Below are 15,302 nucleotides of genomic sequence, written 5' to 3'. Positions count from 1 at the left end.
TTATGCCTCCGGTTGCGTATCAGCGAGAATCCATACCGTTTGCCAGCCGGAAAGCTCGCAAGCGCCGTTGAATGCTGCGCCCGTCAGCAGATCTGTTCCTGTGACAGGCAGTGAAAGTGATTGTGATATTCCTGTGACGTTCACGACGCAGTACAGCGTTTCGCCTTCTGTAGGATGCTGGCGAACGACGCCAAAGAGCGCGTCAGGCAATTCAGGAACGTGCTGCGAGGCGAACGGAGAAAATGCGGAATGCTGCTGACGTATATGCGCTAACTTTGCCAGAGACGCGTAGATTCGGGATTGTCTCGTTTCCGGCGAGAGCAACTGCTCATGGAGCGTGGCAGCGTCCAGTTTTTCCCGGTTAATGCGGCGATTTATGCCCGATTCGAGCAGCCCGGCGTTGTCATTTTCACTGCCGAAGAGGCTGTGATAATAGATCGCAGGCACGCCCCGCAGCATAAAGAGGATGGCGTGCGCGGCGGTGAATCTGGCGAGCTGGTCGTCGGGACTTTCCCCTGGCTCGCTCAATGCGCTCAGAAAGTTGATGTTAAGTTCATACGGCGACTGGCTGCCGTCAGGGTTGGTTTTCCATGAAATACGCCCCTGCTTGCGTTCTACCTCGCTTATCAGAAACTGCCGCTCTTCTGCGCAAAGGAGATTTTCCACGGGACGCAGCCCGATGCCGTCGTGGCTGGCGAGGAAATTAAAAAAGGTCGTCTTGTCGGGAAACGCATCCTGTTCCAGACGTTGCGCCCACTGGCGTAACCAGCGTGCGTTACCGCGTAAAAAGGCATGGAGCGTCAGCGGCGGCAAGGGGAACTGATACACCATGTGAGCTTCATCGCCGTTGCCGAAGTAGCTGATATTTTCCTGATGTGGGACGTTGGTTTCCGTAATCAACAGGCAGTCAGGCCAGGTAGTATCCAGAATGGCGCGCCAGAGTTTAACGATCAGATGCGTCTGCGGCAGGTGAATACAGGTGCTGTTTCGCTCTTTCCACAAAAAACCGATCGCATCGAGTCTGATTGCGCGTGCGCCGCGCGCTGCGTATTCCAGCAGGATGTCGATACTTTCCAGTAACACGTCAGGTTCACGGAAATTCAGATCGATCTGATCGGCGCTGAATGTCGTCCAGATATGTACGGTTTCCCCCGTTTTGCGCTTGAATGGCGTAAGCAGGGGAAGGGCGCGTGGACGCGTGACAAGATGGTAGTCATCGTCAGGGTCGGCGCTAATAAAGTAGTGCTGATAACGCGGTTCGCCGTGTAAATAGCCCTGGAACCAGCGGCTTTGCTGAGAGATATGGTTAATCACGAAATCAAACATCAGATTAAAATCGCCTGCCAGCGCTGCAATGTCTGACCACTGGCCTAACTCTGGCGCAATGTGGCGATAATCTTTAACGCTGAAGCCATCATCAGATGTCCACGGGAACATGGGCAGCAGATGAATGTCGCTGATGACGCCTTTAAGCCAGCGTGTCGAAAACTGATGCAGGCAGGCAAGAGCGTTTGTGTCCCCGCTATGGATACTGTCGCCATAAGCAATCATCCACACCCGGCTCTGATCCAAAGGCGCGGCGGTTTGCTCCCGTAGCTTCCAGCGTTGGCAGAGTTGCTCGATTTTCGCCGCCAGCGCGTACCGATCCGCACGGGGATAAAGCTGAGCTAACGTATTTTTGATGAAGGTATGATGGGCGTTCTGGCTCATACTTTTTCGTTACGCTCCTGATGAGTAAAAAGAAAATCACACGTACTGCAAGGCAAAATGGTGGCGCAATCAGCGACAGGTTCTTCCAGATAATTGATCTGCGGAATATTTCTTAGCGAAGGCGGGAGCGGCACCGGGTGCTCTCCGGCATTGAAAATGCGAATGATTGTTCCGTCTACCGTATGGGCATGGGGTATTGCGGAAAGCATCAGCGGTTCGGGAAGCGTCAGCAGGCTGAATGTTTCCGGCAGCGAGCGCGAAACAAAATTGAGCGTAAAACGCTCCAGGCGGTTGTCCAGCGTGTTCAACGTCTGATTTTGCCAGGTGAATGGCTGGCGCGTCACGCGGGTTTCAAGATGCCTTAACGTCATAGGGTCGGCCCGATCGGCAAGCGCTAACGTCAGGCTGAAATGCAGCGGTTTAAGCAGCTGCGCGTCGGGCGTGTTGACGACGGTATTATTAATGCCGGAAGCGCGTCCGGGTCGCCAGTCAAGATCGTCACGTCCCAGGACTCCCGTTGATTTAAACAACGTCAACGCTATCTGCGCCGTCCCGTTCTGGCATATCTGAAACTCTTTCATGCCCAGGCTATTGATGATGAGCGAGCGGTTGTTTTCCTCGATGGCGATAATGCCCTCGCTGGTTTCAATATCGATCGGCTTTTCCCGATAGTGCTGACGCCAGTCGGCTGGCGCATCGGCAACAGGACGCCGGATGACGGCAAAGGGTTGAGAGGCGATGGATTCCGTGGTGCGAATGTCGCTGTTGATGAGTAAGCGCAGGCGGTGATCGCAGACGGTGTTTTCCAGCGAAACGTCGATAAAAAGCTGAGCGTCATGCTGGCGAAGCTCGCAGACAAGGCGTACAGGGTAGGGCTGAACATCCTGCGCCTCTCGCGCCGTCAGCGAAGGGGGCAGCATCAGCGTGGCGCTTAGCGTCATCCGTTCAATGTGCGGGCCTTTCTCGCAGTCAATAAGCGTAAATGTGTGGCAGCGCTGCGGAACATCGCCCTCCAGCGGCGAAAAGTCATAGCTATCGCCCGCATCCGCACAGTCTTCAAAGGCCAGCAGGTCGGATATTACCCGGCCGTTGCGCTTATCATGAAGCGACAGCGAACCGGCATGCAGCGCCAGCCGGTAATCGTTGTTTTCAATGGCGCTTTCAGCGCAGTTGCGCATTGCAGGCGCGGTGCGTGACGATTCCTGCACCTGAATGTGGGTATAGCCCAGCGGCGGTAACGCTGGCGCGTCAATAGCGACCTGCCAGCGGTAATAAGGCGGAAGTTCGACCTCTTTTTCGCCCTGCACAGTAACCTGAACCGTGCGCCCGCCGGAGACCTGCGTGCGTTCGAGAACGCTGAACGGAAGAGGACGCGCATGATGGCTGAGTTCAATACCGGCCGTGCGGCTATATAATGTGGCTTTGATAATGCCCGACCAGGCGGTGGCGCTGGGGTTGATGACGAAAAGATCGCCCTCTTCACAACTGGCGGTCGCCAGTTCTTTTACGACCAGATTCCACAGACTATGGCTAAGCTGTTCCGTTTGCTCAAGGCGATGGAGAATGTCGCGATTGGTGGCATCGCTGTTACACCCGCCGATGGAGTCATGCGCATGATTACGCAGAAGGTTTTTCCATATCTGATCAACCCATTGCACGTTGACCTCAATGCCCTGATAACGCGCCAGCGCAATGGTGGGTTCGAGCTTGCCTAACAGGAACTGTTCAACATCATAATTCTTCTTTTTGATGTCGTAACGTACTGAACCGATTGTTTTATGAATGCGGGTATAGCGGGGAGATTTTAATTCCCCTTGCCAGCGATCATATCCTGATGCCTGTTGTCGAAGGCGGTCAATGTACGCTTCCAGAGAGGAGATCTGAAAACGATCTCCCTCAGGGGAACATGCGCTGGCGATACGCAGTATCTCCGGCAGATGGGGATCAATATTGACCTGGTCGCCGCCGCAGGGCAGGAGCAGATCGTTCAGGCCGGAGCGTTGGCGGATGTGGTTAACGATTGGGAATATTTTGTCGTGCAGATGCGCGTCGTCTGCACGAATATTTTTTGCCGCGCCATAGCCGAAGGGCATGGCGCAAGCGATAACCTGCGCGCCGGATGGCGCTTGCCAGATGAACTGACTCTTTTCAACCTGCGTATCATGGTTGATGCCCCGCCAGAAAACGATGTTATCAAGGTTACACCCGCGAAGCAGAGTCGGGAGCTGGCTGTTGTGGCCGAACGTATCGGGTAAATAGCCGACCATCATGGCATGGCCCAGTTTACGCGCGGAAAGTATCCCGTATTTCAGGTTGCGAATGATGGATTCGCCATGAACATTATACGTATCCGTCTGGGTGTACCACGGGCCGATAAAAAGCCGTCTGTCGGCGACCAGCTGTTTCAGCCGTTCGCAGTATTGAGGATTGACGGCCAGGAAATCTTCCACGACAGCGGTTTGGCCGTCGAAGTGGTAACAGGTATACGCAGGGTTCTGTTCCAGGGTTCGGATCACATCCGCAAAATTCCAGGACGCGAGAATATTGCTATCCTGCAAGGTGAAATACCATTCCTGATCCCAGTGCGTATGGGCGATGACGTGAATGTTGCTCATTTCTACTTCCTGAATTATTTGGCGATCTTAGGGCTGGCGAAGAGCACGCCCAGCGCGCATACAAGAGAACCGGCAAACACGCTGATCAGATACCCTGTGACATTTGTCGCCAGCGGCCATCCCCAGATGGCAGGCAACGGCAGCGATTGCTTCACGCCGAGTGCGATAGCAATAAGCGCGCCGGACATCGCGCCGACCATAAAGACCGGAATCAGGCGTGGATTTTTCAGGATGAAAGGAATGGCGCCTTCTGAAATACCAATGAATCCCAGCAGTAAAGACGTACCGCCGACGGTTTTTTCTTCGCTGCTAAACACGTTGGGCAGGCCAAAACGGTTATTCAGCAACGCCGCCAGGCCGACGCCGATAGATGGAATGACGATCGCCAGCTCTCTGGCGGTTAAATCGAAGGTTTCGCTGACGCCGTTGAGCCCCAGCGCCACCGAACCAGCGGCTTTATTGATGGGGCCGCCGAGGTCGAAGGCCGTCCCTGCGGCGATCATCATGGCGTAAAAACCGCGCCCGGTGTCGCCAGCGGAGGTGAAAAACTCGACCATCGCCTGGTTGATTGCGCCAAAGAAGGGGTTGATCAGGTACTGCATAACGATGACGAGCGTAATGCCGGTACACAGCGGCACGATAAGCATCGTTTTAATGGTGGTAAGCTGGGCGCGAACGTTAATGGTATTGTTGAGCCACTGCACCAGATGACCGACAAAAAAGCCGATGGCGATGGCGCCGAAGAAGCCTGAGGGCATAAAACCGTCGAGATCAAAAAAGCGTTTATAGACCTCGTCGGACATAATGCCGCCGATAAGTCCGGGGATCAGCGCAGGTTTACCGGCAATAGAGAACGCGAGGTACATGGCAAAAACCGGGTACATGAACTTGATCACCATAAAGCCCAGTTTATCCAGCACCTCGAACGGCGTACCGGCAATTGGAATAAACTGCCCGGTTATTTTGGCGACCGCCATCAGTAATCCGCCGAGGACGACGACCGGGAGCATATAGCTGATCGCCGCCATAATATGGCCGATGAAGGTCTGCCAGGCGGAGCGAGCTTCTTCCTGTTCTTCACACGCTGCCGTTACGGTTTTATCCATCGCCAGCGCCTGACGCAGGTAACGATCGGTATTTTTGATCAGTTCCTGAGTGCGTATTTTGAGATGAGGAACGTTATCGAATCGTTCAGCGTCCTGGATGGGAACATCGATTGCCAGAATGACGGCATCTGCGCTGGCAATATCTTGCCGGGAAAGCTTGTTTTTGACGCCATCGCTTCCTTGTGTTTCCACTTTGACGATGACGTTATTTTCTTCTCCCCACGCTGCAATTTTGTTGGCAGCCATAAAGGTATGAGCGATGCCGGTCGGGCATGCCGTTATCGCGACGACTTTTTGCCTTGTCATTGTAAAACCCCTAACAATAGAATTGCAGAAATTATAAAGAGAAATAAAAAAGGCAATAAAAGGTTTGATGGTACTAATTGCGTATCGCCATACCTGTTGAATAGAGTGTGATTCGCATTCCAGTGTTATAAATACGATATTGATAGAATATATTATATTCGTAGGTTAAGGGTGGGTTTTATGAATTCCTTTCAGGGTAGTGAAAGATTAATATTTGAGTATATTCAGTGTCATGCTCATGAAATATCGGGTATTTCAGCTAAGGTGATTGCGAGCGAAACATTCACCACTACAACATCCGTTAATCGGGTGTGTAAAAAAATGGGATACCGGAGCTATACCGAGCTACGGTATCAGTTTTCTCGCGACAGGTTAATAGCCGAACCCGTAAGATATGTTGTTGGTGATGAAAAAGAAGAGACCATTACACAACTGTGCAACATACTGGTTAATTCCAGCCATATCTTCTTATATGCGCGCGGCGCGTCATTGACCAGCCTGAATTATTTGTCGCGTTTTTTGTCGCTGGCGAGCTTGCCGCACCTCATTCTCAATGATGTTCATCAGCTGACGCGTGTCTCTAAAGGTACGCTGGTGTTGATCAGCAAATCGGGTGAAACGGCGTCGTTAGTCGAAATGGCGCGAAACGCGTTACGTAAGGGATTAAAAATCATTGCGATTACAAAACGAGAATCCACGTTAGCGACGATTTCAACATTATGCTGGCCTCTGGATATTGATATTGACGCAATCTCGTTATATCAACGAGAAGGCCAGCTGGAACTGCTGACGGTAGTAGACCGCATCGGATGTTATCTGCTGCAATACGATGCGGCATAGCGCGTTAAAGCTGTTTTACGATACCAAGACGTACGGCGTAATCATTTTCATGATGACCGTCGTCATTGATATAGGTTTTATCAAGAGAGACCAGCTCGACGTACGGCGTCCAGCCATCGTCCAGTTTGTAGTTGAATGCGAGGGTATGTTCCCAGTAAGTATCGTCGCCCGTCCCCTGATCGACGCCATCCTGATAGCGGAAACGGGGGTTATAAGACATGCCAAAGTTACCAATATTGTAGGCAAACCATATATCGAACTGATGAGATTCACGACGTGTATAACCGCTGCCGTCTAACTCTCTGTCGCTGTGCGCATCGTTCACCGTGTTGTAACGATAACGGGCAGAAAGGTTAAGGCCATTATCGAAGGATTTCCAGCCCTGAATAAAAGGGCGATAATGGGTATTACTGGACGTAAATACGGTGACCATCCCCGGTGCGACCGAGTAACCGTCACCTAAATCAAAGCGCCAGCGAGTTTCTATTTCCTGGGCCGCTTCGGTCACGCCTTTATCATCGGAACTGTAGCGATCGGTATCGCCAAAAAACGTATCGTTATGGTTTTGTGCAGCTTCAACGGAGAAATAAAAACCATTGTCGGCCTGGTGCATGACTTTAATTCTGGAATCATTAGCTTCTGAATTGGTATTATGACCAAAACGCAAATCAACAGAGGTATTACCGCACCATCCCTGGCTGCTAATGAGTAAAGCTGAAAGTAAACTTAACTTAATAAGAGGTTTATTCATGATATCCTGCCGGTTATATGATAAGTGTCAGTGGCAGGTCTATTTTTGTTTTATTCTTTAGCGCGTGTAAATTTTATGATGGTACATTCTAAGTATCACTATACGCGGCATTTTTTTACGTTGTCAGAAAGACGGAGAAAATATCTGTGGGCTGAATAATCCGGGATACAGACAGGTCTGTCCGTATCCCGTTGTGATTACTTTTGCAACCACCAGACGGCCTCAAACGGGCGTAACGTCATGGCGGCAGGGCGGGTGGCAACCTCGTCGTAGTTGTGCATCAGCGCCTGCCAGTTTCCTTCGTGATGCTCTGGCAACCAGGCCTGACAGGCGTTGCTCAGGTTGGCGACCACCAGTAACCGCTGCCCCTGCCATTCGCGGCGATAGCACCATACATGCGGGCTGTCTGGCAGCAGATCCTGATAATTCCCCCAGGTTAAGACCGGCTCTGTTTTGCGCAAGGCAATCAGTCTTTGATAGGTGTAGAACACCGAGTCTTCATCATTTAGCGCCGCCGCCACGTTGATGTCCGCATAGTTATCGCAGAGGTTGATCCACGGCTCGCCTTGCGTAAACCCTGCATTCGCGCTGCTATCCCACTGCATAGGCGTGCGGCTGTTATCGCGGGATTTGCTGGCAAGAATAGCCAGTAAATCATTGGCTTCCCGGCCCTGGGCGCGCAGCCAGGCAAACATGTTGTGGCTTTCCACGTCACGGTAATCGGTGATGTGGGAGAAATGCGGGTTTGTCATGCCAATTTCTTCGCCCTGGTAGATATAGGGCGTACCCTGCATACCGTGCAGCACCATCGCCAGCATCTTCGCCGCCGGAACCCGCAGTTCGCCTTCGTCGCCAAAGCGCGACACGATACGCGGCTGATCGTGGTTACACCAGAACAGGGCATTCCAGGCAACGTTATGCATCCCCTGCTGCCAGTGGCGAAACAGTGCTTTTAGCGCCACGTAATCCGGCTTTGCCAGCGTCCATTTCTCGCCGCCGGGATAATCGACTTTCAGATGATGGAAGTTAAAGGTCATCGACAGCTCGCTGCCATCGAGAGCGGCATACCGCTGACAGTTTTCCAGAGTGGTGGATGACATTTCGCCCACCGTCATCAGGTTACGCGGAGTAAAAACGTCACGGTTCATCTCGTGCAAGAACTCATGCGCGCGCGGCCCGTCGGTGTAAAAGCGGCGACCATCGCCGTCCAGATCGTTCGGGAAACGCTGATCCTTGGAGATGAGGTTCACGACATCCAGGCGCAGCCCGTCCACGCCGCGATCGGCCCAGAATTCACACACTTTTTTCAGCTCAGCGCGCACCGCCGGATTTTCCCAGTTCAGGTCGGCCTGCTCCGGGGCGAAAAGGTGCAGGTAATACTGTTCGCTCTGGGCATGCCAGCGCCAGGCGCTGCCGCCAAATTTGGAGCGCCAGTTATTGGGCGGCACATCCGGCGTACCGTCGCGCCAGATATAAAACTCCCGGTGCGGACTCTCTTTATTCAGCGCGTTATGGAACCAGGCATGCTGCGTGGAGGTGTGGTTAAACACCATATCCAGAATAATGCGGATGCCGCGCGCTTTGGCCTGCGCTGCCAGTTCGTCAAAATCATCCAGCGTGCCGTAGGCCGGGTCGATGGCGGTGTAGTTCGCGACGTCGTAGCCGTTATCAATCTGCGGTGAAACATAGAATGGCGTCAGCCAGATAGCATCCACCCCCAGTTTTTGCAGGTAATCAAGACGCTGCGTAACGCCGCGTAAATCGCCGGTTCCGCTGCCGGTCGTGTCCTGAAAACTTTTGGGATAGATCTGGTAAATAACGCCGTTTTGCCACCAGTGGGGAAGGGTATTCATGCTTGTAACCTACATATGCGATGGGGCGCAACTGCGCCCCGAAGAAGAATCAGACAATCTGCAACGTGCCCTGACGGTACTTACGCTGATAGATAACGGAAGTCAGCACGATTGGGATGACGACCGCGATCGCCATCGCCATGCTAAACACCTGCCAGTAGCTCGGCTGGATGGAAAGGATGCCCGGCAAGCCACCGACGCCGATCCCGTTCGCCATAACGCCGTTCAGGCCGCATAACAACCCGGCGAGGCCAGAGCCGATCATGGCGCACAGCATCGGGAAGCGGTATTTCAGGTTGATGCCGTACATCGCCGGTTCGGTCACGCCGAGGTAGGCGGAGATGGCGGCCGGAACGGAAATTTCGCGTTCGTTGTGCTTACGGCTGGAGATAATAATACCCACCACAGCGGAAGCCTGGGCGATATTCGACAGCGCAATCAACGGCCATACCGGCGTACCGCCCATGCTCTGAATCATCTGCATATCGATAGCCAGCGTAGTCTGATGTACGCCGGTAATGACCAACGGGGCGTACAGGAAGCCGAACAGCGCCGCGCCGACAGGGGCGAAACTCCCGGTCATCAGATGGCGCACCGCAAAGGCCACGCCATCGCCAATCATGCGACCAAACGGGCCGATAAAGGCGTGTGCGAGAAAGACCGCGAGGATCAACGAGCATACCGGCACCACCACCAGATAGAGGTAATCCGGCACGATACGCTTCATGCGCGTTTCAATAAAGCCGAGCGCCAGACCCGCCAGCAATGCCGGGATGACCTGCGCCTGATAGCCGACTTTCGCAATGCTGAACATGCCGAAGTCCCACACTTCAGGAGCCTGCTGGCCCAGCAGATAGGCGTTCATCAACTGCGGCGACACCAGCGTTACGCCGAGTACGATACCGAGGATCGGCGTGCCGCCCATTTTCTTCACCGCAGACCAGCAGATCCCGACCGGCAGGTAGAAGAAGATCGCTTCACCGATCAGCCACAGGAAGTCGTAGATCGTTTTCAGCGCGGGATGCATCTGCGCCAGCGTCTGACCGTTGCTCATCGGCAGATCGCCGATCACGTTGCGAAAACCTAAGATCAGACCGCCGCTGATCAGCGCAGGCAGCAGCGGGAAGAAGATCTCAGCGAAGTGGGAGATCAACTGCTCGTGCCATTTCATATTCTGCCGCGCGGCTTTTTTAGCCTGCTCTTTGTCGGCGTGCGCCTGACCGGTGGTTGCCAGCAGCGCGTTGTAGTAGTCGCCAACGTCAGTGCCAATCACCACCTGGAACTGCCCGGCGTTGGTGAAGCAGCCTTTAACCATCGGTAATTGTTCAATTTCTTTCGGTCTGGCATTTGCTGGCTGGTTCAGCACAAAGCGCAGGCGAGTAATGCAGTGGCTCACCGTGGCGATATTGTCTCGCCCGCCGACCAGTTCAATCAGCTGGTCTATATCAGCTTGTTTTACTTTGCTCATCATAAAGCCCCGTGGCAGATGAAATGTGTCCCTGTAAGCCGGATGATAAGACGCTTTAGCGTCGCCATCCGGCAGCTCTTACGTTGTTGGCGCAAGAGTATATCTTCGGTGAATATTAAAAAATGGGAACGTTCCCGAAACGCAGCGAAGATCACAAATTACCGTTCAGAAAAGAATCAGGAGAGGGTAGACGGAATGACGATCTGGCGGGGATCGCTGCGGCCGTTGATTTGCTCGATCAGCTGTAAGGCCGCTTGTTTCCCGGCTTCAGCGTAACCGGGATCAACCGTGATAATCTCCGGGTGGAGAAATTTCATCAGCGGCGTGTTCCCGACGCTCGCCAGTTGCAGAGAATCGATACGCTGTTCCTGCAAATATTTACTGGCGCCCAGCGCCAGCGTATCGGTCGCGCAGACCAGCGCGCTGGTGTCTGGTGTAATGACATCCGCAGCGTGCTCATAGCCTTGTTTCATCGCCAGGCCAGGCAGAGCGGCGACAGGGTGCAGTTTATTTTTTTTGCAGAAACTCAGATAGGCTTCGTGACGGCGCTTACCGGTCGTGACGTCGCTGTGAGGCACGCCGAGAAAGCTGATCGCCCGATGTCCCTGGTCATACAGACGCTGCATTAAGGTATGGATAGCGCCTTCGTCGTCATAGCACACCGACGCAAAACCGCTGGCGTCCCTTGCCAGCAGCACCAGCGAGGCCTGCCAGGGCGCAAGCATCTCCTCGCAAATACCGGTAAAACCGAACAGCACCACGCCGTCAATATTACGCCGTCTGAGCATCCCCAGGTGTTCTTCTACCAGTTCTGGCGAGAACTGACTCTCCATCATGATGGGATCGTAACCCTGCTCGTAAAATGCGGGCAGCATGGTCTGGACGGCGAGGTTTTCTGACAGGGAATCCAGACGGGTAACAATAATGGCGACCACTTTATCACTTTGCCCGCGCATGGCGCGTGCGGAACGGGAAGGGGAAAAACCATGTTGATTCATTACGGCTTCCACACGTTCACGAGTCCGTTCACTTACCCCGCTTTCGTTGTTGAGCACGCGGGAAACGGTGGATTTCCCTACGCCGCTTAAGCGGGCAATGTCTTTAATGGTCAGCCGATTCTGCATCCTGTTTTCCCGTGGTGCGCATCAAGTTGTGTCAAAAAGAGTAACTTTACTCAAGCCAGGGGCAATGGGTAAAGTCTGGTTTATACGCTTCATCCTTCAAGCTAAATGTTTTTGTGTATACGTTTGGTTTAATTACACGGCGGTATCATACCGCCATAATTGCCACAAACCTTATGGTTTTCTGCGTATAATGCGCGGCGCCAATCATTCACTTACCGGAGGCTGCATGGATCCCGAACCCACCCCTCTCCCGCGATGGAGAAATAGCCCTTTCCGGTAAGCCTGTTTTTCACTGTCTTACCGGATACGTAAGGCAGTGACGTTCCCGACGTCCCTGTTATCGCTTTAAATTATCGTCAGGTAAGGTTTTGCCGCGCCTGAGAGATGTTTCTGCGCCACTTTTTCGGCGCGGAGGGACTGCTTATGCTGAAAAATATCACCCGCGAGCTGTTTGCCCGCCTTAACCGTCATTTACCTCATCGTCTGGTGCATCGCGACCCCTTGCCCAGTGCGCAGAGCGTTGCGAATACTCCGATTCCCCCGTCATTGAGCGATCGCTGCCTGAAAATGGCGGTGATGGAAGAGGCGGCGCTCTGGCGCGCATTCGATGCGCATCCTGAGGGGCTGAATGTCGCAGAAGTGGAGGATGCGCGCGAGAAATACGGTGAAAATCAGCTGCCCACACAGAAGCCGACTCCGTGGTGGAGACACCTGTGGGTCTGCTATCGCAACCCTTTCAATATTTTGCTGACTATTCTCGGCGTCATCTCCTATGCCACGGAAGATCTGTTTGCCGCAGGCGTTATTGCGCTGATGGTCGGGATTTCGACGCTGCTGAATTTTGTGCAGGAAGCGCGTTCGACCAAAGCGGCAGATGCGTTGAAGGCGATGGTCAGCAATACCGCTACGGTGCTGCGCGTTATCAATGAGAAAGGCGAGAACAGCTGGGTTGAGCTGCCCATCGACCAACTGGTGCCGGGCGATATTATCAAGCTGGCGGCGGGCGATATGATCCCGGCGGATTTACGCGTTATTCAGGCGCGCGATCTGTTTGTCGCGCAGGCTTCGCTCACGGGCGAATCTCTGCCGGTAGAAAAAGTGGCGACGACCCGCGCCCCTAAGCAAAGCAATCCGCTGGAATGCGACACGCTGTGCTTTATGGGCACTAACGTGGTGAGCGGAACGGCGCAGGCGATTGTCATTGCAACGGGCGGCGAGACCTGGTTTGGTCAACTGGCGGGCCGCGTGAGCGAGCAGGAAAGCGAGCAAAACGCGTTTCAGAAAGGCATCAGCCGCGTCAGTATGCTGTTGATCCGCTTTATGCTGGTCATGGCGCCTATCGTGTTGATCATTAACGGCTATACCAAAGGCGACTGGTGGGAAGCGGCGCTGTTTGCGCTCTCGGTCGCGGTAGGGCTGACGCCGGAAATGCTGCCGATGATTGTCACCTCCACGCTGGCGCGCGGGGCGGTGAAACTGTCGAAGCAAAAAGTCATTGTTAAGCACCTGGACGCCATTCAGAACTTCGGCGCGATGGATATTCTCTGCACCGACAAAACCGGCACGCTGACTCAGGATAAAATTGTGCTGGAGAACCATACGGATGTCTCCGGCAAGCCCAGCGAACGCGTGCTGCATTCCGCCTGGCTGAACAGCCACTACCAGACCGGGTTGAAAAATCTGCTGGATACCGCAGTGCTGGAAGGCGTGGATGAAGAGTCTGCGCGTCAGCTCTCCGGGCGCTGGCAGAAAATTGATGAGATCCCGTTTGATTTTGAGCGTCGCCGGATGTCCGTAGTGGTGGCGGAAGAAGCCGATGTGCATCAACTGGTGTGCAAAGGCGCGTTGCAGGAGATCCTCAGCGTCTGCACCCAGGTGCGCCACAATGGCGATATTGTGCCGATGGATGACAACATGCTGCGCCGGGTGAAGCGCGTAACGGATACGCTGAACCGCCAGGGGCTGCGCGTGGTGGCTGTTGCCACGAAGTATCTGCCTGCGCGGGAAGGGGATTATCAACGCATTGATGAGTCTGACCTGATCCTCGAAGGCTACATTGCGTTTCTCGATCCGCCGAAAGAGACGACCGCTCCGGCGCTGAAGGCGCTGAAAGAGAGCGGCATCACCGTGAAGATCCTCACTGGCGACAGCGAACTGGTGGCGGCGAAAGTATGCCATGAAGTCGGGCTTGATGCGGGTGATGTGGTGACTGGCAGTGATATCGAAGGGCTGAGCGATGATGAACTGGCGGAACTTGCCGCGCGCACCACGCTGTTTGCCCGCCTGACGCCGATGCACAAAGAGCGCATCGTCACGCTGCTGAAACGCGAAGGGCATGTGGTTGGCTTTATGGGCGATGGCATCAATGATGCTCCGGCATTGCGTGCGGCGGATATCGGCATTTCCGTTGATGGCGCCGTGGATATTGCCCGCGAAGCTGCGGATATTATCCTGTTGGAAAAGAGCCTGATGGTGCTGGAAGAGGGCGTTATCGAAGGGCGTCGCACGTTCTCCAACATGCTGAAATACATCAAAATGACTGCGAGTTCTAACTTTGGTAACGTCTTTAGCGTGCTGGTGGCGAGCGCATTCTTGCCCTTCCTGCCAATGCTGCCGCTGCACTTACTGATTCAGAACCTGCTGTACGATGTATCCCAGGTGGCGATCCCGTTTGATAACGTGGATGACGAGCAGATCCAGAAGCCACAACGCTGGAATCCCGCCGATCTGGGGCGTTTTATGATCTTCTTCGGGCCAATCAGTTCGATTTTCGACATCCTGACCTTCTGCCTGATGTGGTGGGTATTCCACGCGAATGTGCCGGAAGCGCAAACCCTGTTCCAGTCGGGTTGGTTTGTCGTCGGGCTGTTATCGCAAACATTGATTGTGCATATGATTCGCACGCGCCGCGTACCGTTTATTCAGAGCCGCGCCGCATGGCCGCTGATGCTGATGACGCTGGTGGTGATGGTGGTGGGTATCGCGCTGCCGTTCTCGCCGTTGGCGGGCTATCTGCAATTACAGGCGCTGCCGCTGAGCTACTTCCCGTGGCTGATCGCTATTCTCGCGGGTTATATGACATTGACACAATTAGTGAAAGGTTTTTATAGCCGTCGTTACGGCTGGCAATAATCCAGAATAATGGCTGCTGCGGCAGCCATTACGCTTTTCTGTACTCCGTAAATATATCCTCACGAAAGTTCCTGTTTTATTTTTTTTGAAATACTAAAGAGTGTGACGGATCACAATTTTACTCCTCTTTCAGACATCTTTTTATCAGGAAAAAGACCTTCATTGCAAAAATGAAACAGCGTGCTAAAAATATTTCCATTCAGTCATATTTTATGAACATAATTATCGTAATACTTTCTTACATGCGTTGGCCTGCGCAGGCTACGCTGTAAAAGGTCATATATAACTGTAAGTTAAGCCCGGCACTCTTTTATCCTGTCAGTTAGCGCTATTCATGGCATTTTTTAAACTGCCAGCGAACCCTATAAAGATCGCCAGGATTTGATTAAACGGATTC

Annotated in this window: 10 protein-coding genes; 3 read left to right on the top strand and 7 right to left on the bottom strand. The window is 53.5% G+C overall.

Annotated features, from left to right (window positions below; all coding sequences use genetic code 11):
* Genes OGY62_RS19675 through OGY62_RS19665 form a run of 3 tightly spaced genes read right to left on the bottom strand, consistent with a single transcriptional unit; the run spans position 1 to position 5,737 of the window.
* The gene (locus OGY62_RS19675; RefSeq protein WP_286460445.1) at positions 1 to 1,710 is read right to left on the bottom strand and encodes a sugar phosphorylase; all 1,710 of its coding nucleotides are present in this window, start codon (positions 1,708 to 1,710) and stop codon (positions 1 to 3) included.
* Positions 1,707 to 4,325 (bottom strand): glycoside hydrolase family 38 N-terminal domain-containing protein, encoded by a 2,619-nt coding sequence (locus OGY62_RS19670; protein WP_286460444.1) that lies wholly within the window; start codon positions 4,323 to 4,325, stop codon positions 1,707 to 1,709. The genes OGY62_RS19675 and OGY62_RS19670 overlap by 4 nt, the downstream gene beginning before the upstream one ends.
* Positions 4,326 to 4,339: 14 nt before the next feature.
* The gene (locus OGY62_RS19665; RefSeq protein ID WP_012134354.1) at positions 4,340 to 5,737 is read right to left on the bottom strand and encodes a PTS fructose transporter subunit IIC; all 1,398 of its coding nucleotides are present in this window, start codon (positions 5,735 to 5,737) and stop codon (positions 4,340 to 4,342) included.
* 180 nt (positions 5,738 to 5,917) lie between these two features.
* Here OGY62_RS19665 and OGY62_RS19660 point away from each other — a divergent pair, with 180 nt between their 5' ends.
* Positions 5,918 to 6,577 (top strand): MurR/RpiR family transcriptional regulator, encoded by a 660-nt coding sequence (locus tag OGY62_RS19660; RefSeq protein ID WP_012134352.1) that lies wholly within the window; start codon positions 5,918 to 5,920, stop codon positions 6,575 to 6,577.
* A gap of 4 nt (positions 6,578 to 6,581) precedes the next feature.
* Here the strand turns inward: OGY62_RS19660 and OGY62_RS19655 are convergent, their stop codons facing one another.
* The 4 genes from OGY62_RS19655 to treR form a co-directional block, all read right to left on the bottom strand.
* Positions 6,582 to 7,328 (bottom strand): oligogalacturonate-specific porin KdgM family protein, encoded by a 747-nt coding sequence (locus OGY62_RS19655; RefSeq protein ID WP_047459367.1) that lies wholly within the window; start codon positions 7,326 to 7,328, stop codon positions 6,582 to 6,584.
* A 197-nt stretch (positions 7,329 to 7,525) separates the two neighbouring features.
* On the bottom strand, positions 7,526 to 9,181 hold the full coding sequence (gene treC / locus OGY62_RS19650) for an alpha,alpha-phosphotrehalase (protein ID WP_199976440.1): 1,656 nt from the start codon (positions 9,179 to 9,181) through the stop codon (positions 7,526 to 7,528).
* A gap of 49 nt (positions 9,182 to 9,230) precedes the next feature.
* A complete protein-coding gene (gene treB, locus OGY62_RS19645) occupies positions 9,231 to 10,649 on the bottom strand; it encodes a PTS trehalose transporter subunit IIBC (protein ID WP_024130770.1) in 1,419 nt (472 codons plus the stop codon).
* A gap of 176 nt (positions 10,650 to 10,825) precedes the next feature.
* The gene (gene treR / locus OGY62_RS19640; RefSeq protein WP_012134348.1) at positions 10,826 to 11,773 is read right to left on the bottom strand and encodes a trehalose operon repressor TreR; all 948 of its coding nucleotides are present in this window, start codon (positions 11,771 to 11,773) and stop codon (positions 10,826 to 10,828) included.
* Here treR and mgtL point away from each other — a divergent pair.
* Both mgtL and mgtA read left to right on the top strand, forming a co-directional pair.
* Positions 11,745 to 12,053, top strand: coding sequence for a mgtA regulatory leader peptide MgtL (gene mgtL / locus OGY62_RS23330; RefSeq protein WP_071818874.1), 309 nt, complete (start codon positions 11,745 to 11,747; stop codon positions 12,051 to 12,053). The genes treR and mgtL overlap by 29 nt on opposite strands.
* Before the next feature lie 143 nt (positions 12,054 to 12,196).
* Positions 12,197 to 14,905, top strand: coding sequence for a magnesium-translocating P-type ATPase (gene mgtA, locus OGY62_RS19635; protein WP_286460443.1), 2,709 nt, complete (start codon positions 12,197 to 12,199; stop codon positions 14,903 to 14,905).
* Positions 14,906 to 15,302 lie beyond the last annotated feature (397 nt).

The organism is Citrobacter sp. CK198 (assembly GCF_030333295.1).
Classification (GTDB): Bacteria; Pseudomonadota; Gammaproteobacteria; order Enterobacterales; family Enterobacteriaceae; genus Citrobacter_B; species Citrobacter_B koseri.
The sequence above is the reverse complement of the archived record's forward strand: the minus strand, read 5'-3'. Positions and strand labels throughout refer to the sequence as shown.